This window comes from Rhodococcus sp. 21391, from assembly GCF_016772255.1.
In the GTDB taxonomy this organism is placed as follows: Bacteria; Actinomycetota; Actinomycetes; order Mycobacteriales; family Mycobacteriaceae; genus Rhodococcus_F; species Rhodococcus_F opacus.
The window spans coordinates 4,657,400-4,676,493 of the sequence record NZ_CP063781.1; the positions used below are offsets into that span (position 1 = coordinate 4,657,400).

20 protein-coding genes are annotated in these 19,094 nt (G+C 68.9%); 10 read left to right on the forward strand and 10 right to left on the reverse strand.

Translation table 11 applies throughout. The features are described from left to right. Positions 1-4: 4 nt before the first annotated feature. The 6 genes from GO592_RS21640 to mrf form a co-directional block, all read right to left on the reverse strand. Positions 5-1,483, reverse strand: a complete 1,479-nt coding sequence (locus GO592_RS21640; RefSeq protein ID WP_007301195.1) for a sensor histidine kinase — start codon at positions 1,481-1,483, stop codon at positions 5-7. Next, positions 1,483-2,169: a response regulator transcription factor gene (locus tag GO592_RS21645; RefSeq protein WP_005238656.1), complete on the reverse strand. Its 687-nt coding sequence runs from the start codon at positions 2,167-2,169 to the stop codon at positions 1,483-1,485. Before GO592_RS21645 ends, GO592_RS21640 begins: the two co-directional genes overlap by 1 nt. Before the next feature lie 68 nt (positions 2,170-2,237). Then, on the reverse strand, positions 2,238-2,846 hold the full coding sequence (locus GO592_RS21650; protein ID WP_005238652.1) for a trimeric intracellular cation channel family protein: 609 nt from the start codon (positions 2,844-2,846) through the stop codon (positions 2,238-2,240). 24 nt (positions 2,847-2,870) lie between these two features. Then, complete coding sequence (rpmF, locus tag GO592_RS21655) at positions 2,871-3,044, reverse strand: 50S ribosomal protein L32 (protein ID WP_007301194.1); 174 nt, start codon at positions 3,042-3,044, stop codon at positions 2,871-2,873. Between the two features lie 64 nt (positions 3,045-3,108). After that, the gene (locus tag GO592_RS21660) at positions 3,109-3,363 is read right to left on the reverse strand and encodes a type B 50S ribosomal protein L31 (protein WP_007301193.1); all 255 of its coding nucleotides are present in this window, start codon (positions 3,361-3,363) and stop codon (positions 3,109-3,111) included. Beyond that, a complete protein-coding gene (gene mrf / locus GO592_RS21665) occupies positions 3,360-4,625 on the reverse strand; it encodes a ribosome hibernation factor-recruiting GTPase MRF (protein ID WP_050998713.1) in 1,266 nt (421 codons plus the stop codon). Before mrf ends, GO592_RS21660 begins: the two co-directional genes overlap by 4 nt. A gap of 87 nt (positions 4,626-4,712) precedes the next feature. On the opposite strand from mrf, the gene rpmB reads away from it, so the two are divergent. Genes rpmB through rpsR form a run of 4 tightly spaced genes read left to right on the forward strand, consistent with a single transcriptional unit; the run spans position 4,713 to position 5,698 of the window. Next, the gene (gene rpmB / locus GO592_RS21670; protein ID WP_007301191.1) at positions 4,713-4,949 is read left to right on the forward strand and encodes a 50S ribosomal protein L28; all 237 of its coding nucleotides are present in this window, start codon (positions 4,713-4,715) and stop codon (positions 4,947-4,949) included. Beyond that, complete coding sequence (gene rpmG, locus GO592_RS21675) at positions 4,949-5,116, forward strand: 50S ribosomal protein L33 (RefSeq protein ID WP_005238642.1); 168 nt, start codon at positions 4,949-4,951, stop codon at positions 5,114-5,116. The genes rpmB and rpmG overlap by 1 nt, the downstream gene beginning before the upstream one ends. A gap of 12 nt (positions 5,117-5,128) precedes the next feature. Next, positions 5,129-5,434, forward strand: a complete 306-nt coding sequence (gene rpsN, locus GO592_RS21680) for a 30S ribosomal protein S14 (RefSeq protein WP_007301190.1) — start codon at positions 5,129-5,131, stop codon at positions 5,432-5,434. A gap of 9 nt (positions 5,435-5,443) precedes the next feature. Next, positions 5,444-5,698, forward strand: a complete 255-nt coding sequence (gene rpsR / locus GO592_RS21685) for a 30S ribosomal protein S18 (protein WP_005238639.1) — start codon at positions 5,444-5,446, stop codon at positions 5,696-5,698. Positions 5,699-5,760: 62 nt separating this feature from the next. Here the strand turns inward: rpsR and GO592_RS21690 are convergent, their stop codons facing one another. The 3 genes from GO592_RS21690 to GO592_RS21700 all read right to left on the reverse strand — a co-directional run bounded on the left by GO592_RS21690 (position 5,761) and on the right by GO592_RS21700 (position 7,947). Further along, on the reverse strand, positions 5,761-6,354 hold the full coding sequence (locus GO592_RS21690; protein WP_007301189.1) for a DUF305 domain-containing protein: 594 nt from the start codon (positions 6,352-6,354) through the stop codon (positions 5,761-5,763). 70 nt (positions 6,355-6,424) lie between these two features. Further along, the gene (locus tag GO592_RS21695) at positions 6,425-6,814 is read right to left on the reverse strand and encodes a DUF6153 family protein (RefSeq protein ID WP_237720637.1); all 390 of its coding nucleotides are present in this window, start codon (positions 6,812-6,814) and stop codon (positions 6,425-6,427) included. Positions 6,815-6,894: 80 nt separating this feature from the next. After that, positions 6,895-7,947 carry a serine hydrolase domain-containing protein gene (locus GO592_RS21700; RefSeq protein WP_007301187.1) on the reverse strand — a complete coding sequence of 351 codons (1,053 nt, stop codon included), beginning with the start codon at positions 7,945-7,947 and terminating at the stop codon, positions 6,895-6,897. 141 nt (positions 7,948-8,088) lie between these two features. Here GO592_RS21700 and GO592_RS21705 point away from each other — a divergent pair, with 141 nt between their 5' ends. From GO592_RS21705 to GO592_RS21720, 4 genes are all read left to right on the forward strand, one after another. Further along, positions 8,089-9,018: an AEC family transporter gene (locus GO592_RS21705; RefSeq protein WP_039952986.1), complete on the forward strand. Its 930-nt coding sequence runs from the start codon at positions 8,089-8,091 to the stop codon at positions 9,016-9,018. 14 nt (positions 9,019-9,032) lie between these two features. Beyond that, the gene (locus GO592_RS21710) at positions 9,033-9,497 is read left to right on the forward strand and encodes a hypothetical protein (RefSeq protein WP_007301185.1); all 465 of its coding nucleotides are present in this window, start codon (positions 9,033-9,035) and stop codon (positions 9,495-9,497) included. A 251-nt stretch (positions 9,498-9,748) separates the two neighbouring features. Beyond that, complete coding sequence (locus GO592_RS21715; RefSeq protein ID WP_007301184.1) at positions 9,749-12,931, forward strand: NAD-glutamate dehydrogenase domain-containing protein; 3,183 nt, start codon at positions 9,749-9,751, stop codon at positions 12,929-12,931. Between the two features lie 51 nt (positions 12,932-12,982). After that, a complete protein-coding gene (locus GO592_RS21720; protein WP_005563635.1) occupies positions 12,983-14,344 on the forward strand; it encodes a flavin monoamine oxidase family protein in 1,362 nt (453 codons plus the stop codon). Positions 14,345-14,368: 24 nt separating this feature from the next. Here GO592_RS21720 and GO592_RS21725 read toward each other — a convergent pair whose 3' ends face one another. Then, positions 14,369-15,895, reverse strand: coding sequence for a PucR family transcriptional regulator (locus GO592_RS21725; RefSeq protein ID WP_007301183.1), 1,527 nt, complete (start codon positions 15,893-15,895; stop codon positions 14,369-14,371). 287 nt (positions 15,896-16,182) lie between these two features. Here GO592_RS21725 and GO592_RS21730 point away from each other — a divergent pair, with 287 nt between their 5' ends. Both GO592_RS21730 and GO592_RS21735 read left to right on the forward strand, forming a co-directional pair. Then, a complete protein-coding gene (locus GO592_RS21730) occupies positions 16,183-17,421 on the forward strand; it encodes an MFS transporter (protein WP_007301182.1) in 1,239 nt (412 codons plus the stop codon). A gap of 17 nt (positions 17,422-17,438) precedes the next feature. Beyond that, positions 17,439-19,088, forward strand: a complete 1,650-nt coding sequence (locus GO592_RS21735; RefSeq protein ID WP_007301181.1) for an amidohydrolase — start codon at positions 17,439-17,441, stop codon at positions 19,086-19,088. Positions 19,089-19,094: the final 6 nt, after the last annotated feature.

Sequence of the window (19,094 nt, forward strand, 5' to 3'; positions counted from 1 at the left end):
GAGACTATTCCGCTCCGGGTTCACCCGGAAGGACGATCCGGATGAGCGCACCGCCCCGTTCGGAAACGTCGACGGCGATCGTGCCGCCGTGCTTGACCACCACCTGCCTGACGATCGCCAGACCCAGCCCGGAGCCGGGCATCGAGCGCGACGCCGTCGACCGGTAGAAGCGGTCGAACACCAGCTCCCGATCCTCCTCCGGAATGCCCGGGCCCGCGTCGTCGACCGTCAGCTCGAGAAGTCCTTCGCCTGCCGGCTTCATCGCCACACGCACCTGCTCACCGGTGGGACTCCACTTGGCCGCGTTGTCGAGCACGTTGAGCACCGCCCGCGACAGTCCCGCGTGGTCGCCGTAGACGAACCAGGGAACGGTGACGGCGGTGAAGTCGATCTCGTTGCGCCGGCGGCGTGCCCGCTCGAGACTGCGATCCACCACTTCGCTGAGATCGACTCTCTCGAAAACGGTCTCCGGTGCGTCCTCGCGGGCGAGATCGACGAGGTCGCCCACCAGCTGCGAGAGTTCCTCGATCTGCGCCACCACGTCGGTGCGCAGTTCGGCCATGTCCTCGTCCGGAATGTGCGGTGCGCCAGGACGACTCGACGCGATCAGCAACTCCATGTTGGTGCGCAACGACGTGAGCGGCGTCCGCAGTTCGTGTCCGGCGTCGGCGACGAGCCGACTCTGCCGCTCCCGCGATTCCGCGAGCGCCCTCAGCATCGTGTTGAAACTCTCGGTGAGCCGGGCGAGTTCGTCGTTGCCCGTCACCGGCATGGGCGTCAGGTCGTCGGTCCGAGCCACCCGTTCCGTGGCGGCAGTGAGCCGGGCGATCGGACGCAGACCGGTGCGCCCCACCGTCGTTCCGGCGGCGGCCGCGAGGACCACTCCGCACCCGCCGACGATGAACAGCACCCAGGCGAGCCGGTCGAGCACGGCGCCCGTCGGCGCCAGGCGCTGCGCGATCACCAGGGTGCTGCCGTCCTGGGTGCGCTCGGCCAGCACCCGCTGATTGTCCGCCGTACGCAACGACGTGTCGCGCTCGCCGCGGGCCACGGACAGTTCGGGTTCACCGATGGGGACACTCGACCCCGGCGGAGTGTACGTGTCGAGGTCCGGGAAGATCAGCGCCACACTGATGTCCGTCGTGTACAGCGTCGCGCCCGCGATGTAGCGCGGATCGAACGTCACGAGATTGCTGTCGATGAGCGCCGACGCGCGGGTGCGCAACTGGTTGTCGACATCCGCGTACAGCGCCCGCGAGACCACGGCGTACGCCGCGATCGCCATGACGGCCACCGCGATGGCCACCACGGACGCGGCGAGCAACGTCACCCGCCACCGCAACGACACCGACCGCGTCAACGGCATCGGAGGTCGCATCTCGGGCGGTAACGGGATCGGGCCAGTGGGGTGCCGGGAAACGTGGTGCGAGTCGTGCTTCGCCGACCCCGACTTGTCGGCGGTCTTGTGGAACGGAACTGCCATCACGGAGGAGTCTCCCGCAGCACGTAGCCGACTCCGCGGACAGTGTGCAGCAGGCGGGTCTCGCCGTCCGCCTCCGTCTTGCGGCGCAGATACCCGACGTAGACCTCCAGCGCGTTGCCGGACGTCGGGAAGTCGTAACCCCACACCTCCTCGAGGATGCGGCCGCGGGTCAGCACCCGGCGCGGGTTGGCCATCAGCATCTCGAGGAGCGAGAACTCGGTGCGGGTGAGGCTGATGGACCGCTCGCCACGCGTCACCTCGCGGGTGACCGGGTCGAGCGTGAGGTCCTCGAACGTCATCTTCTCCGAGTCGATGCCCGGCTCCGGCGCGGCGCGGCGCAGCAGTGCGCGCAGCCGGGCCAGCAACTCCTCCAGGGCGAAGGGTTTCGGCAGGTAGTCGTCGGCTCCGGCGTCCAGTCCCGACACCCGCTCCGACACGGAGTCGCGCGCCGTGAGGACGAGAATCGGCAGGTCGTCGCCGGTACTCCGCAGCCGTCGGCACACCTCGAGACCGTCCAGGCGCGGCATCATCACATCGAGCACGAGCGCGTCGGGGCGCGCGTTCGCCACTTTCTCGAGAGCATCGATACCGTCGACGGCCAGTTCCACCGAGTACCCGTTGAAGCTGAGGGACCGCCGTAAGGACTCCCTCACGGCGCGATCGTCGTCGACCACCAAAATGCGCATACTCGACAGTTTGGCCCGATCAACTGAGATATGTCTGAGAAGGGATCATCGAAGTGCCCTGGCGGCGGTCACTCGAGGACCCGTGGACCCGGCAGACCCCAGTTCCGCCACAGCGCCAGCACCCGGAGCGCCGACGCGAACACGGTTCCCACCACCAGCGCCACGTCGGTGCCCGAACCCCACTCGCTCACCACGACCACCAGCGCCGAACCGAGCAGCGCCGGAACCGCGTAGAAGTCCCGCTGCAGCAGCAACGGGACCTCGTTCACCAGCACGTCGCGCAGGATCCCGCCGCCGATCGCCGCCGTCCCGCCGATGAGACACGACGCGAGTGGGCTCGCCCCGTGGTCGAGCGCGATCACCGCGCCCGTGCTCGCGAACAGGCCCATGCCCAGAGCGTCGAGCACCAGGATCTCCCGGCGGAGTCGCCCGACAGTCGAGTGCAGGAAGAACACCAGCAACGACATGCCGAACGACGTGCCGAGGTTCGGCCAGCTACCCAGCGACGTCGGCGGATGGATGCCCAGCAGGACGTCGCGGACGATGCCGCCACCGAGAGCGGTGAAGACACCGACCACGCACACACCGAAGATGTCGAGGCGCTTCGTCACCCCCACCAGGGCGCCCGAGGCCGCGAACACCGCGATGCCCACCAGTTCCAGGATGTACAGCAGCACCCGCCAAGGTTCGCACGGGGAGCGTCACTTCCCGGCCGGGTCCACCAATCCCAGCCTCACGGCCTTCACCAGCCGGCGCGGCACGCGATGCGTCGCGCTGCCCACTGTCACCTCGACGAGGTCGGGTGCCTGGGCCTTCCACTGCGATCTGCGGCTGCGCGTATTGGACCGCGACATTCTGCGTTTCGGTACTGCCATGGTGTGTCTCCTCCTTCGTCGTCGACCCGTGAGTACTTGTTAACCGCCCGCGGTTAACAAGTACTCACGGGCGGTTGCGCACTCCGTAGCGGCGTTCGAACTTCTCGACGCGGCCCGCGGTGTCCATCACGCGCTGCGCGCCGGTCCAGAACGGGTGCGACTTGCTGGTCACGTCCACGACCACCAGCGGATAGGTGTTGCCGTCCGCCCACAGGGCGGTGCGGTCGCTGGTCACCGTCGACCGCGTGAGAAACGTGGTTCCGGTGCTCGCGTCCTGGAACACCACGGGGTGGTAGTCGGGGTGGATGTTCGCCTTCATTCGTGTCCCTTTCTCGATTCGGGTTCTGCGTAGGGTGATTCGCTGCTCTCGCAGGGGTCTTCGTGGAACTGCCCGAACGGGTCGGGCCACGACTGCCAGGCGGCTTCGTCCGCGAGTTCGTCGTCGGTGACGAGCGCCCACTGCAGCGTGCGGTCGATCTGGGTGGGGTCGGCCGCATGCACCAGCACCACCATCGACGTGTGCCGGTCGCCGAAGTGCTCGTCCCAGCACAGCGCGGCCATCGCGCGGCGCGCGACCCCGACCTGTTCCTGTTCCTCCGGGGTCATCGCGGCCAGCCAGCGGTCGGCACTGGCCACCCGCAGTCCCCCACCGGCCGACTCGAGCCACAGTGCCTCGTCCGGTTGCGTCGCGACCCAGACGCGGCCTCGAGACGTGACGACCCCGTCGAGGAGCACGTCGACGGCCTCGTGCAGTCGTTCCGGATGGAACGGCCGGGTGGCGGTGAACTCGACGAGCATGACGCCGCAGTCGTGGGACAGCGGCGGCTGCCCGCGCAGCAGCGGTGAGTGGGCGTGGGACGGCTCACCGCGCCGGGCGCCGGCCGGGATGTCGCGGAGCAGGCGTTCGACGTCGGGCGCGTCCCCGTCCCAGATGATCGGCGCGCCGGGTGCCAGCCGGGCCAGGACGGCGTGGAGCCGGGCCTGCTGCCAGCCGTCGCCGGCACTGCCCGACACCACCAGGGCGTCGGCGAAGTCCACCTGCCCGACCGCGACCTGCGCGACGGTGCGGTCGTCGTCCAGTGCTTCGTCGCCGGTGGCGTCGGCCAGCCACGATTCCGCGTCGACGCAGGTGACGACGCCGTCGACGCGCACGTCCCGCGATGCCGGGCCGTCGATCTGGCCCACCACACCGGACACCGCCACGTGCTCGACCGCCCAGCACACCGCCTCGGGTTCGAGCCGGCGGTCGAGGTGCAGCACGATGCGCTGCGCCGAACTGCGGGTGTGCAGGCGGCGGAGCAGCGGGAGAAGGTCCTCGCGCAGCGTGCAGGAGATGCAGCCGTGCGCCAGTTCGAGGATGCCGAGGCGCTCGCGCGGCGCCCCCGACTCCAGCGTGGTGACGGTGCGGCGCACGACGCCTTCGTGCACGAGGTCGAGGTCGTGATGCACGACGACGGTGCCGTCGCGGAGCAGCGACCGCGCCGCGTCCTCGGTGGGGCCGTTCCAGCCGGAAACCAGGATCAGCGGCGTCCGGCCGTCGAGTATCTCACTCACGAGCACCCTTTCGATAACGATTGTCATTACGTGGACAGAACGCTACATTGGAATCTCGCCATTGTCGAAAATGATTGTCATAACCTCTTGCGAGGGGTACAGGGAGGAACGCCCATGTCGGCCAACTGCCAGGTGACCGGACGCCAGCCAGGATTCGGCAAGTCCGTGTCGCACTCCCACAAGCGCACCAACCGGCGCTGGGATCCGAACATCCAGAAGAAGACGTATCTCCTGCCCAGTGAGGGCAGGCGGGTGACCCTCACGCTCTCCACCAAGGGCATCAAGACCATCGACCGCGACGGTATCGAGGCCGTCGTCGCCCGGATCCGCGCCCGTGGGGAGAAGATCTGATGGCCGCCCGCAACGAGATCCGCCCGATCGTGAAGCTGAAGTCGACGGCAGGTACCGGATACACGTACGTGACACGCAAGAACCGCCGCAACGACCCCGATCGTCTGGTGATGAAGAAGTACGACCCGGTCGTGCGGAAGCACGTCGATTTCCGAGAAGAGAAGTAGAAGACACCGCACATGGCCAAGACGTCGAAGATCGCGAAGAACGAGCAGCGCAAGATCGTCGTGGCACGCTGGGCGGAGCGCCGCGCGGAGCTGAAGGAGACCATCCGCCGTCCGTCGAGCAGCGAAGACGAGCGCGCGGAGGCCCGGGCGGCACTGCAGCGTCTACCCCGCGACGCGAGTCCGGTACGATTGCGCAATCGAGACGCTGCGGATGGACGTCCGCGCGGCCACCTGAGGAAGTTCGGGCTCTCTCGCGTGCGTGTTCGCGAGATGGCGCACCGCGGGGAGCTGCCAGGCGTCCACAAGTCGAGCTGGTAAAGGAAACAGATGGCAGTCAAGAGAGCACCGTCGAAGAAGCCGCGTCCCGTCGAGGGCCGCAAGCCCAAGAAGAACCCGTTGTTCGCGGCCAAGATCGAGTACGTCGATTACAAGGACATCAACCTCCTCCGCACGTTCATCTCGGACCGCGGCAAGATCCGTAGCCGCCGCGTCACGGGCCTGACCCCGCAGCAGCAGCGTCAGGTTGCCGTCGCCGTCAAGAACGCTCGCGAGATGGCTCTGCTGCCCTTCACGAGCCGGTAACTCACGTAGGCACCGAAAAGGCCGCGTAATCCTCGGATTACGCGGCCTTTTCGTCATTCCGGTCAGCCGAGCGCGGCCTGCATGTCGGCGATCTCCTTCTGCTGGGCGGTCACGATGTCGGTGGCCATCTGCCTGGCCTCCGGGTTCTCACCGTCGGCCAGTTCGGTGTTCGCCATGTCGATCGCGCCCTCGTGGTGCTCGATCATCCTGGTCAGCCATTGCCGGTCGAACTCCGTGCCCGACAGTGCCGTCAGGGCGTCCATCTGATCGGCCGACATCATGCCGGCACCGTGGTTCATGCCATGCATGCCGGACATGTCGGGCGTCGGAACCGGTTGCCCCCACTGCTGGAGCCAGGTGGTCATCCGGTCCATCTCGGGTTGCTGCGCCGCCTTGATCGCGGCGGCGAGAGCGACCACGTCGGCGTTGTCGGTGTGGCCGGCGACCATGTCGGCCATCTGCACCGCCAGCGCGTGATGCGGGTACATCCCTTCCAGGAACACGACATCGGCGTCGTTGAACTGCGCCTGCGATTCGACCGCGGACGTCGAGGCGCCGGACGTCGACGAGGTGCCTGCCGAGTCGGTGCCGCAGCCGGTCAGGACGAGAGCCGCGCCTGCCGCGGCGGCGATCAGGGCAGTGATGGTGGTACGCATGAGGAACTCCTCGAGGTCGATTCGGGAAATGACAGTCGGATCCGCCGGGGCACACGCCCCGGGCTCCCTGTCACACCCGCAGAATCGAGAGTTCCGCCAACGACAGCACCGTCCACGGTGGTGGTCCGCGTCCCGACCGCACACGGTCGGCGCTCACCCGCGACCGTCGCGCGGCGGGATCCACGGAATGCCACCACAGCAACATCACCGACGTCAGCGCGGCGATCACCACGATCACACCGGCACACTGATGTCCGGTCACATGGGGTTGCTCGCAGCCGTCCCCGCCGCAACCGTGGGGGTCTTCGGAGTGGGACGCGGCGACCGAGGGCTGCTCGTGTGCCGCGGCGATCGCGGTCGGCGCGATCAGGCTGTGCATGAGGAGCACCCCGGCGGCGACGGCGACCAGCAGCGCGGCACGCGCCACGACTGTGCGCCTCCGCCCGGATGCCGTCTCCACACGACCACTGTAACCGGACATACCCAGCGGGGGTACCTGGACACGTGAGTGACAATGTGTGCCCCGGGACGCGAAAACACTCACATGGGAGTGTGGGCGAGGATCTCCAGACCCTGCTGCTCGAGTCCGCCGATGGTGTCGGTGAGGATGACGAGTCCGCGGTCGTTCTCCCGGTCGAGCACGACCGTGCACTGGAAACCACCGGTCGCGCCGCCGTGCAGCGTGTAGTCGCGACCTTCGAACGGGACGATCGACCACGTCAGCGCGCGGTAGTTGTCGCCGATCCACCGCGGGTCCATCGCCGCGGCGCCGGGGACAGTCCCGTCGAGGAGCGCCCGGACGTACGTCGACATGTCGTTCGCGGTGGACCGCAACCCGCCGGCCGGGGCGTAGGCGTCCAGCGGCCACGGGTCCTGCGACCGGTGCAGGACGTCGAATCCGCGGGTGATGTTCGGCGGCAGGTCGGCGGCGGTGAGCGGCATCCACGACTGCGACAGTCCGAGGGGGACGAGCATGCGCTCGCGGAGCAGCGACGGGTAGTCCGTGTGCGCTGCCGCGGCCAGCGCCTGGCCGAGCAGCGCGAAGCCGACGGTCGAGTACGAGTACGTGCCGCGGGTCGTGAGGGGCGCCGACTGCAGTTGCTGCAGCAGGGTGTCCCGGTCGTACGCGAACGGGTTGGACGCGACCACCCAGTGCCCGACGGCCACCACGGTATCGGTGCTCATCGGGAACTGCGCCAGCCCGGACGTGTGGGACGCCAGCTCGAGCAGCGTCACGTCGCCGACCGGTGCGCCCTGCAACGGCAGCACATCTCCGACCTTCGTGTCCTCGCGCACCTCACCCCGGGCGACGGCGTCGACGAACAGTTCCGCGGTGAACGTCTTGGTGACGGAACCGATCTCGAAGTCGGTACCCTCGGTGGCCCCGAAATTCGCGAACCGGGTACCGGACGCGTCGATGTACGCGACGCTCGCGTTCTCGCGGTAGCTGCGCCCGAGGACCTGCCCGGTGAGCGCGATCAGTTGCGGATCGCCACTCGACGGCGGGGCCAGCGCCGACGCCACGGGAGCGGCACCCCAGGCGAGGGTCCACGCGCAGAACAGCGCACAGAGGACGGTCGTTCGATGCAGCATTGCGGCTCCTCGCGCGCGGCGGAACGCGCGTGCAGATGGTCTCCCCGACCGGACGCTATTGTCACCCACCCGAACGCCGAGCACTAGACTTCGGAAGGTTTGCCGACAGGAGGCTTACCTGTCGAGGAGGTGCCCCGCAGCGTGTCGGGAGTGGTTGCGGGATTCACCGTCATATTCGTCATCATCGCCATCGGCTACCTGCTCGGCCGTCGCGGGACGCTGGGAGCGGAGGGCGAAACCGTCCTGGGCAGGCTGGTGTTCTTCGTCGCCACACCGGCGCTGCTGTTCGTTTCGCTCGCATCGTCCGACCTCTCGGTGATCTTCTCGCCCACTCTGGCCGTCGCGGCTGTCACGGCATTGACGGTCGGCGCACTGTACATGGTCGTCGCGAGAGTGTGGCTACGCAGGTCCCTTCCGGAACTGACGATCGGCGCACTGTCGGCGTCGTACGTGAACTCCGCGAATCTCGGCATTCCCATCGCGGTGTTCGTGCTGGGGGACGCGTCGTTCGTGGCGCCGCTACTGCTGTTCCAGATCATCGCGTACTCCCCCATCGCCCTCACCATCCTGGACGTCACCACGCTCCGGCGCGGCGCGTCGCGGCTCGACACGATCACCGCGCCGTTCAAGAACCCGATCGTCGTGGCGGGTGCCGCGGGACTGCTGATCGCACTCCTCGGCTGGACACCCCCGGAAGCTCTGATGCAGCCGTTCCGGCTCATGGGTGGCGCGTCGGTGCCGGGTGCGCTGCTCGCGTTCGGCATCTCGCTGTACGGGGTGCGGGTGCTCGAGAAGGGGACGAGCCCGCGACGCGACGTCGCGCTGGCGTCGGTGCTCAAGATCGTGGTGCAACCGGTGCTGGCCTACCTGATGGCGCGCTATCTGCTCGGGCTCGACGGCCACGAACTGTTCGCCATCGTGGTGGTGGCGACGCTGCCCACGGCCCAGAACGTCTTCGTCTACGCCAGCCGGTACGGGGTGGGAACGGTGCTGGCGCGAGACACGGCTTTCGTCACCACGTTGGCTGCGATTCCGGGGATTGCGCTGGTCTCCGGCCTGCTCGCGGGATGAGGTTACCGTGGCATATGCGCGTAATCGCCCTCGCAGTGCTGGCCTGCCTCGCCCTCGCCGGATGCGGGTCCGGTTCGAGCACCGACGAACCGACGATTCCCCCGGAGATCGCGTCCGCAGTGGATCCCAGCCCGACCAATCCGTCGTCGGGTATGCCGATTCCCTCCGAGGTGCCCGGCGACGAGTTCGGCACCGTCTTCGAGTCGCGTCCTGACATCGTCCGGGCGAATCCGACACCGTTCGAGTCGTGGTCCCGCGCGGAAGGCAACAAGGTGGCGATCCACTTCGTCACCGGGACCCCGGAGTGCTACGGCGCCGACGCGACCGTCACCGAGACCGACACCACCGTCACGATCTCGCTGCGCACCGGCACCCTCCCGGAGGCCGCCGACAAGATGTGCATTCTCGTCGCCGTGTTCGGCACCCTCGAAGTCCCGTTGCAGGCGCCGCTCGGCGATCGTCGGGTGATCAACGGATGACCTGGTGAAGCACTGGTTCCTCAACGTCTGCGTTGCCACTGCTCTCCTCCAGGCCGTCTGTCACGCTGTCCGCGTTCTCGTCTGGCCGTGAGTACTTGTTAACCGCCCGCGGTTAACAAGTACTCACGGCTCCGAAACGTCGCGTCCGTCGCCGCACGACGCTCCACTTCGTCGGATGTGGCGTGCGTCTCTTCTCGACACACTGGTTCCCAAGTCACGCGTTTGCCAGATCAGGGGTCAGGAGCCACACGATGAGCTATACCGGTGTCATTCCGAGCACGACCGACACACCCCGTCCACGCCAGGACGAGGCCGCCGTGTCGAGCGCGGTCCTGGCGTCCGGAGGGACCACTCCGCGGCTGCGATTCGTCGACACCGCGGATGCACTGCCCGAGCCGGCCGCCGTCATGGTCTGGCCGCAGGGCACCCCGTTGCTCGCCGAGTTGGTCGCACTGTTCGCGGACCTCGGGTTGCGGGTCGCGTCCCACGAACAGCTGCTCGCGGGCGAGCCCGGCAGCCCGCTGGTCCACCGGTTCGACTTCAGCACCGGGGACTTCGCCTGGGACGCCGAAACTCCGGGCCTGCTGTCCGACGCGTTCGAGGCCGCGGCCGCCGGACATCTGGAGGTCGACGGATTCACCCGCCTCGTCGCCGCGGCGAACCTGACGTGGACGGACGCCGTCCTGGTCCGGGCGGCTTGCCGCTACCTCCGTCAGGTGGGGCTGGGACTGTCGGAACCCAACATTGTGGCGATCCTGTTGCGGCACAGTGATTTCGTGCGCGGATTCCGCGACCTGTTCATCGCCCGTTTCGATCCCGCCGTCACCGGCCCCGACCGGGACGGCGCCGTCGCGGACGCGGAGCGCGTGCTGCTCGACGCGATCGACCGCACCGCGACGCTGGACGAGGACCGTCTGCTCCGCGGCCTGCTGTCGTTCACGTCGGCGGTGCTGCGCACCAACTGGTTCCAGCACGACCGCACGATCAGCGCCGCCCCCGCCGCGTTCAAGATCGACCCGTCGCTGCTGTCGCTGTCCGCGGCCGTGACCCCGTACCGCGAGATCTTCGTGCACTCGCCGATCGTCGAGGGCAGCCACGTCCGCAGCGGTCCGGTCTCGCGCGGCGGCCTGCGGTGGTCGGACCGCAAGGACGATTTCCGCACCGAGGTTCTGGGTCTGATGAAGACACAGCACGTGAAGAACTCGCTGATCGTTCCGATGGGCGCGAAGGGCGCGTTCGTGGTGCGCACCCAGACGACGCCCGACGCGGTCCGCGCGGCATACACGAGTTTCATCGACGGACTGCTCGACGTCACCGACGACATCGTCGACGGCGAGGTGGTCCACCCCCGCGACACGGTGATCTACGACGACGCCGACCCCTATCTGGTGGTGGCCGCCGACAAGGGCACGGCCCGATTCTCCGACCTGGCCAACAGCATCGCGACCCGTCGCGGCTTCTGGCTCGGCGACGCGTTCGCGTCCGGCGGCTCCGCCGGCTACGACCACAAGGCGATGGGCATCACGGCGCGCGGCGGATGGGTCTCCGTCCGCAGGCATTTCGCCGAGATGGGCAAGAACGTCGACACCGACGCGTTCACGGTGGTCGGCATCGGCGACATGTCCGGCGACGTGTTCGGCAACGGGATGCTGCTCAGCCGCGCCATCCGGTTGGTCGGCGCGTTCGACCACCGGCACATCTTCCTCGATCCCGAACCGGATTCCGAGGCGTCCTACCGGGAGCGCGAGCGCCTCGCGTCCGTGCCCGGCAGCAGCTGGGACGACTACGACCAGAGCCTCGTGTCGGCGGGCGGCGGCGTGTGGCCGCGGACGGCGAAGAAGATCCCGCTGTCGCCGCAGGTGCGTGAACGCCTCGGCGTCACCGCCACCGAACTCCCGCCGCACGAGGTGGTGAAGGCGCTGCTGACCGCGGATGTGGATCTGCTGTGGAACGGCGGAATCGGAACGTACGTCAAGGCTTCCGCCGAGGGGCACGCCGACGCCGCCGACCCGGCCAACGACGCCGTCCGGGTGGAGGCGAGCGATGTGCGCGCCGCGGTGATCGGTGAGGGCGGCAACCTCGGCCTCACGCAGCGCGCCCGCATCGAGTACGCGCTGAACGGCGGCCGGATCAATGCCGACTTCATCGACAACGCCACCGGGGTCGCCACGTCGGATCGGGAAGTGAACCTGAAGGTCGCGCTGGACGCGGCCGTGGCGGCCGGCGAACTCCCCGCCGAGGAACGGAACACGCTGCTCGCCCGCGTCCAGGACGAGATCGGCGAATCGGTGCTCGCCGACGCCGCCTCCCAGACCCTCGCCATCAGCCTCGCCGAGGTCCACGCACCGTTCCTGCTCGGACGCCACGAGAGGCTGATCGAGAACCTCGAGCGGGACGCCGGGATCAGCCGGGCCGCGGAGGTCCTGCCGTCGGCGGCGGAACTGTCGGCGCGGCACCGCGCGGGCCAGGGACTGGTCCGGCCGGAGATCGCGATTCTGCTCGCACAGTCGAAGAACCTCGTCGTCACCGAACTGCTCGCCTCCCCCGTGCTCGACGACGCCGTGTTCGACGGTGTTCTCGCCGACTACTTCCCGGCGTCCATTCGCGAACGCGTCCCCCAGCAGATCAGCGGTCACCGGCTGGCCCGGGAGATCGTGGCCGTGATCGTGGCCGGCGACATGATCGACCGTGTCGGTCCCGGCCTGATCCACCGCCTCGAGGAGCGGCTCGGCGTCGGCACCCCCGAGATCACCGTCGCGTACGCGGTGGTGCGGCAGGTGTTCGACATCGACCGCCTGTGGAACGAGGTCCTCACCCTGCCCGGCGCATCCCACCGAACCCGGCTGAACCTGCACTTCGGTATCCAGGACCTGATCGAGCGCACCACGTCGTGGCTGCTGCGGCATCGCAGCGCCGGCACGGATGCGCAGCAGCTGATCGAGCGCTTCGCGAAGCCGGTCCAGGAACTCGCCGCCGCACTGCCCCGCCTCACCGGTGCGCCCGCCCAGGACCTGGGCACGCTGCGGATCCTGGCGCAGGGCTTCGCCCTGGAGACCACCGCGCAGTCGCTCGACCTGCCGATCACCCAGGTCGCCGAGACGTACCGCGAATTCGGCCGCGTGGTGGGCCTCGACTGGCTGTCGGAACGGTTCTCCGTCGGCGAGACCGGGACCGCCTACTGGGAGGCGATGGCGGGAGCCGTCCTCGTGGACAACCTGCAGGAGCACTGGCACGGCCTGATCGGACTGGTGTTGCGCGACGCCTCGCCCGCGACGTCCGCCGCCGACGCCGTCGCCGACTGGCTGACCGAACACACCACCGCCGCGGACCGCCTGGCACAGATGCTCGGCGAGCTGCGGAGCCACGACCGCGTGGACAACTCGAGCATCTGCGTCATCGACGCCGAACTGTCGCTCGCGCTCACCCGCTGCTAACCGAACCACATTTCACGAACCCTTCAGCACTTCAACCAAAGGAGCTCGAAAGTGCCTACTCTCCAACGTGATGTCGCCATCGTCGGCGCCGGCCCGTCCGGCCTGGCCGCAGCCACCGCGCTGCGCAAGGCGGGGCTGTCCGTCGCGGTCCTGGAGGCGCGCGACCGCGTGGGTGGCCGGACCTGGACCGACACCATCGACGGCGCGATGCTGGAGATCGGCGGCCAGTGGGTCTCCCCCGACCAGACGACGCTCATCTCCCTGCTCGACGAACTCGGACTCGAGACGTTCGACCGGTACCGCGAGGGTGAGTCCGTCTACATCTCCGCCGCCGGCGAACGCACCCGCTACACCGGCGAATCCTTCCCCGTCGACGAGACGACCCGTAAGGAGATGGACCGGCTGATCCAGATCCTCGACGACCTCGCCGCACAGGTCGGCGCCGAGGAGCCCTGGGCGCACCCCCTGGCCCGCGAACTGGACACGATCTCGTTCAAGCACTGGCTGATCGAGCAGTCCGACGACGCTGAGGCCCGCGACAACATCGGCCTGTTCATCGCAGGCGGCATGCTGACCAAGCCCGCACACTCGTTCTCCGCGCTGCAGGCCGTGCTCATGGCCGCGTCCGCCGGATCGTTCTCGCACCTGGTGGACGAGGACTTCATCCTCGACAAGCGCGTCATCGGCGGCATGCAGCAGGTGTCGATCCGGATGGCGGCCGCCCTCGGCGACGACGTCTTCCTGAACGCGCCGGTGCGCACCGTCCAGTGGAGCGAGGACGGTGCAGTCGTGCTGGCGGACGGGGACATTCGCGTGGAGGCGTCCCGCGTCGTGCTCGCCGTCCCGCCGAACCTGTACTCCCGCATCTCCTACGACCCGCCGCTGCCGCGCCGCCAGCACCAGATGCACCAGCACCAGTCGCTGGGACTCGTCATCAAGGTGCACGCCGTGTACGAGACCCCGTTCTGGCGTGAAGACGGTCTCGCCGGCACCGGATTCGGCGCGTCCGAGGTCGTCCAGGAGGTGTACGACAACACCAACTACGAGGACAGCCGGGGAACCCTCGTCGCGTTCGTGTCGGACGAGAAGGCCGACGCCATGTTCGAACTGAGTGAAGAGGAGCGTCGGGCCACCATCCTCGGTTCGCTCGCCCGCTACCTCGGACCGAAGGCCGCCGAACCGGTCGTCTACTACGAGTCCGACTGGGGCTCCGAGGAATGGACCCGGGGCGCGTACGCCGCGAGCTTCGACCTCGGCGGCCTGCACCGGTACGGCAAGGACACGCGGACGCCGGTCGGACCGTTCCACTTCTCCTGCTCGGACATCGCCGCCGAGGGCTACCAGCACGTGGACGGCGCCGTGCGGATGGGTCAGCGCACCGCCGCGGACATCGTCGCCCGCCTCGGGAAGTAGTCCCGTCCGATCATCGCCCGGCAGTCACGACTGCCGGGCGATGATCGCGAGCAGCAGTTCGGCGCGCACCCGCGCCACGTCCAGCCTGCAGTCGATCAACGACTCGATCCGCGCCATGCGACTGCGCAGGGTGTGCCGGTGCACGCCCATCGTCGCGGCCGCCGACTCCCAGTGCCCGTTCGCCTCGAGGAACGCCCGCAGCGATCCCAGCAGTTCCGTGCCGTTGGTGCGGTCGTAGTCGTCGATCGGCGCGATCATCGTGTCCGCCAGGGAGTTCAGCACCTCCCGCGTCGAGCTGAAGGCGAGCAGCGCGCTACCGGTCAGCGCCGCGAACTCCAACGGCTCGGCCCCGGCCTCGGCGGCCGACGCGGCGAGCTGGGACTGTTCGATGGCCGCCACCAGACCGGCGACCTCCCGCTTCCCGCTCAGCCCCGCACGGATCGCCTTCCGCGCCGGCCCGGACAGTCCGCGTAGCATCGCCCGCGCGAAGTCCACGTCGTCGGTTCCCCGCAGCAGAACGGTGACCCGCGTGTCGTGACGGCGCGAGAAGAGTTGCCGCCCGGCCTTGTTCATGGCGACCGCGACCGCCGACTCCACCCGTTCCGCGAGTGCCGGTGTCTCGGCCACGACCGTGAGTCCACGGACCATCCCGTCCGCGTCTGCGGCGTGCCGGATCTGCGACCAGGCGGGCGCGAGGTCGCGGTCCTCGGTGAGCAGCAGGCCGAGGGCGTGCGAGTTGAGCCGGTTCTGTGCGGTCCGGAGCCGCACCGGCTTCTCGAAATCCAGCGCGAGCAACGAGTTCGCGTGACCGAGCAGGATCTGGTCGACGTGGCTGAGCGCGGTGGGGCTGATCACGGCGAGGTGCCCGTGCGGTGTGCTGCCGACGCTGATCTGCTGCACGGTGATCGACGCACCCGACCGTGCCAGCGACACGCTGCTCGACGCCCCGCCGGTGCCCGCCTCCAGCACTTCCCGCAGTTCCCCGATCACATCCTCCGCCGGCTGCGTCGGATGGGACTCCAGCACCCGGCCGGACAGGTCGAGGAGCAGGACGGTGGCCGACGTGGCGACGGCCAGCTCGCGCACGGTGGCGCCGGTGCCGCCCTGGATGACGGCGCGGGTCATCCGCGGTTGGGCCCGGGACGCGCGCAGCACCGCCTCGTACTCCTGCTCCGCGAGTCGGTTCATGACCCGCTTGACCACGGCCGCGAAGGGTGTCGGCAACGGCACCTCGAGCAGCGGCAGCCCGATCTCGTCGGCGACGGCCACCAGGTCCTCGGGGACCTCCGGATGCGAGAGACCGGTGCCGAACCCGACCGCCGCCACCCCGGCTTCACCGAGGCCGCGCAGGTATCGGGCCCGGTCGGCGGCGGTCAGCGGAAGCCGGATGCCGGTGGTGAGGAGCAATTCTCCGCCGGAGAGCCATCGGAAGGGGTCCTGCAGTTCGGTGGTGTGGGCGAATGTGATCTCGTTGCCGAGACCGGCGGCGCCACCCTTCAGCTCGAGAGCCAGGTCCGGCTGGGACAACATCCAGCGAACGGGAACGGTCATGTCGGCTCCTGCGCATTGCGGTCGGGTCCGTGCCACCCTGACCGGTCGCGATCGGGATAGGGCTGGACAAATTGGCCAGCGGAGCACGGACGACTACTCCATTGTGTCAGACGTCGACCGTCGGGCAACGCCGAAACCCAACATTAACGAATTGAGTTCGTTTGACCCCTTGCGTAGGGTACGCGCCCTCCGCATACTTAACGAATCCCATTCGCTAAGTGACCCACGTCTCACGCGGGCGCCACCCGAGACACGGAGTTGTCGTTGACCCACCCCAGGAATCCCACGTGACCACCGCCGTCCGCGTCCCACTGACACTCGGCCGCGGTATCGCCACGTTCAGCGTCTTCGTCGTCGGCTACATCACGGCCAATCTGATCCCGCTCATGATCATCGCGATGGTGGACGATCTCGGCATCACCCAGACCGTCGCCGGCGCCGTCCTCACCGGCTCTTTGCTGGCCACCGCACTCGTCTGCCTCGCGACCACCCGGTGGGCGGCGGGGCGCTCGCGCCACCTGCTCGGCCGCGTCAGCCTCGTCGTGATGGCCGCGGGATTCGCCGTCGCCGCCACCGTCCACTCGGCCCCGATCGCGTGCGTCGCGATCATCGTCGGCGGGATCGGTGCCGGTGGCGCGGTCGCGGTCGGCGGGGCAGCTCTGGCCGCGCTGAACAATCCGAACCGGGTGTCCGGGATCAACGGGCTCGTCAACCGCACCGCGGTCACCGGAATACTGGCACTGATCCCGATCCTCGGCCTGCACATGACCAACGCCTTCGGGATCGTCGCGGTACTGGCGCTGGCGACGGTCTTCACGATCAGCTGGTTGCCGTCCGCCCCCGCCGTCGAGGACGACTCGGCGAGCACCGCGCACACACCAACCCCGTTGCCCGAGGGCGTCACCGAGAAGAAACTGGCCGTTGCCGGCTTCACCCTGCTCGTGCTCTTCGCGATCTGGGCGATCGGCGAGGACTCGCTGTGGGCGGTGTCCGGCATCATGGGCGCCGAACACGCCGCCCTGACGGAACAGCAGATGGGTCTGGCCCTCAGCCTCTCCACCGCGGGCGGCATCGGCGCCGCCCTCGTCCTGACCGCGCTCGGGTCACGCCTCGGACGCACCGTCCCCACCGCCGTCCTCCTCGTGCTCGGCGCCGCCCTCAAACTGGGCTCGTGCCTGGCCACCGATTCGACGACGTATCTGGTGCTCATCATCGCCTGGAACACGGTGTACGCCGCGGCCTTCATCTACGTGGTGGCCATCGCGGCCGCGCTGGACCCATCCGGCCGCTGGTCCGCCCCGCTCCTCGGGACGTATCTGGTGGGGTCCGCATTCGCCCCGCTCTTCGGCACCCTCGTGACCGGCGCAGTCGGCTACGTCGCGTTCGGCTTCGTCCTGGCGGGCATCAGCCTCGTCCTGCTCGTCCCGATCGTGTCGATCGCCCGCCTGTCGACGCGCACCGAGCGGGCCTCCGCGTCACCCGGACAGGATCCCACTGCCCGGTACACCATTTCGGTCGTCGTCTGACGGAAAGAGAGAACACCATGAACACCGACACGACGACCCACTACCGCGGCGGCCGGATCTTCACCGCCGCCGAACCCGCCTGGGCCGAGTCGATGATCGTCGAGGGCGATCGCCTCACCTACGTCGGCGACACCGCGACCGCCGACACGCTGTCCGGCGACGCCCGCGTCGTCGAACTCGGCGGGGCCTTCGTCCTGCCCGGCTTCATCGACGCCCACACCCACCTGCTGATGATGGGCCAGGCCCTCCAGAAGGTGGACCTGCAGAGCGCCGCCGATCTGAACGACATCCAGGACCGCATCCGCCGATTCGCCGCCGAGAACCCGGACGCACCCCGGCTCTTGGGACGCAGCTGGCTGTTTTCGGCACTCGACGGGCACCCGCCGACCCGGCAGATGATCGACGCGGCCGAGGCCGACCGTCCCGTGTACCTCGATTCCAACGATGTGCACTCGTCGTGGGTGAACACGGCCGCGCTCCGCGAACTCGGCATCGACGCGGACACTCCCGACCCGATCGGCGGCCGGATCGAGCGCGACCCCGTCACCGGCGAGGCCACCGGCATGCTCTACGAGACGGCGGTGACCCAGATCGTGTGGCCCGCCCTCGCGAAGCTGGTCAGCGACACCGAGCGGGATGTCGCCCTCGCGGCGGCGTTCGAGCAGTATCTCGCGGACGGCGTCACCGGGGCGGTCGACATGGCGCTCGGCGCGGACGAACTCGAGGCGCTCGAACGCGCACAGGCCGCCGGCGGGGACACGCTGCCGCTCCGGGTGGCCGGGCACTGGCTGATCGAACGAACCGATTCGGACGAGGAGAACGTCCGCCAGGTGCACGAGGCGGTGGAGCACCACCGGCGATTGCAGGGTCCGTGGCTGCGGATGGCCGGGATCAAGATCATCATCGACGGCGTCATCGACAGCTGCACCGCGGCGATGAAGGAGCCGTACTCGGACGGGACGAACGCCGAACCGATCTGGGATCTCGCCTCGCTGGCACCGGTGGTCGTCGCAGCGGATGCCGCCGGCCTGCAGGTGGCGCTGCACGCGATCGGCGACGAGGCGTCGGAGATCGCGCTCGCCGCGCTCGAAAAGGCGATCGCCGCCAACGGGATTCGACCGCGTCGGCACCGGATGGAGCACCTGGAGACGATCACGAAGGACAACGTGCAGCGGCTTGCGCGCCTCGGCGTCGTCGCGTCGATGCAGCCGGTCCATGCCGATCCGGCGATCCAGGACAACTGGCGGGCGATGCTGGGCGACCATCGGGTCGAGCGGGCGTTCCCGTGGCCCGAGATGACCGCCGCGGGCGCCGTCCTCGCGCTGGGGTCCGACGCCCCCACTGCGCCGCATCCCCCGCTGCCCAACATGTACATCGCGACGACGCGCAAGTCCGCGATCGATCCGGCGCTCGCACCCAACCTGCCCGAGTACGCACTGCCGATGGCCGACGCGCTCGCGCACGCCACCCGCGACGCCGCCTACTCGTGCCGCTGGGACGACCTCACCGGTCAACTCGTCGCGGGCAAGGCCGCCGACTTCGTGGTCCTCGACGGTGATCCGTTCACCGCCGGCGCCGATTCCCTGCTCACCGCGCGGGTGCAGCTGACCGTGGTGGCCGGCTCGGTGCGCCACGAGGCGGAGGTGGCCGGCAGTCACCCGGCGTAGCCGACG

What these genes read in the sequence shown, in the direction of transcription:
- GO592_RS21640 (WP_007301195.1), bottom strand. Translation starts at nt 1,483, where the DNA reads ATGGCAGTTCCGTTCCACAAGACCGCCGACAAGTCGGGGTCGGCGAAG.
- GO592_RS21645 (WP_005238656.1), bottom strand. Translation starts at nt 2,169, where the DNA reads ATGCGCATTTTGGTGGTCGACGACGATCGCGCCGTGAGGGAGTCCTTA.
- rpmF (WP_007301194.1), bottom strand. Translation starts at nt 3,044, where the DNA reads ATGGCAGTACCGAAACGCAGAATGTCGCGGTCCAATACGCGCAGCCGC.
- GO592_RS21660 (WP_007301193.1), bottom strand. Translation starts at nt 3,363, where the DNA reads ATGAAGGCGAACATCCACCCCGACTACCACCCCGTGGTGTTCCAGGAC.
- mrf (WP_050998713.1), bottom strand. Translation starts at nt 4,625, where the DNA reads ATGACAATCGTTATCGAAAGGGTGCTCGTGAGTGAGATACTCGACGGC.
- rpmB (WP_007301191.1), top strand. Translation starts at nt 4,713, where the DNA reads ATGTCGGCCAACTGCCAGGTGACCGGACGCCAGCCAGGATTCGGCAAG.
- rpmG (WP_005238642.1), top strand. Translation starts at nt 4,949, where the DNA reads ATGGCCGCCCGCAACGAGATCCGCCCGATCGTGAAGCTGAAGTCGACG.
- rpsN (WP_007301190.1), top strand. Translation starts at nt 5,129, where the DNA reads ATGGCCAAGACGTCGAAGATCGCGAAGAACGAGCAGCGCAAGATCGTC.
- rpsR (WP_005238639.1), top strand. Translation starts at nt 5,444, where the DNA reads ATGGCAGTCAAGAGAGCACCGTCGAAGAAGCCGCGTCCCGTCGAGGGC.
- GO592_RS21690 (WP_007301189.1), bottom strand. Translation starts at nt 6,354, where the DNA reads ATGCGTACCACCATCACTGCCCTGATCGCCGCCGCGGCAGGCGCGGCT.
- GO592_RS21700 (WP_007301187.1), bottom strand. Translation starts at nt 7,947, where the DNA reads ATGCTGCATCGAACGACCGTCCTCTGTGCGCTGTTCTGCGCGTGGACC.
- GO592_RS21710 (WP_007301185.1), top strand. Translation starts at nt 9,033, where the DNA reads ATGCGCGTAATCGCCCTCGCAGTGCTGGCCTGCCTCGCCCTCGCCGGA.
- GO592_RS21715 (WP_007301184.1), top strand. Translation starts at nt 9,749, where the DNA reads ATGAGCTATACCGGTGTCATTCCGAGCACGACCGACACACCCCGTCCA.
- GO592_RS21725 (WP_007301183.1), bottom strand. Translation starts at nt 15,895, where the DNA reads ATGACCGTTCCCGTTCGCTGGATGTTGTCCCAGCCGGACCTGGCTCTC.
- GO592_RS21735 (WP_007301181.1), top strand. Translation starts at nt 17,439, where the DNA reads ATGAACACCGACACGACGACCCACTACCGCGGCGGCCGGATCTTCACC.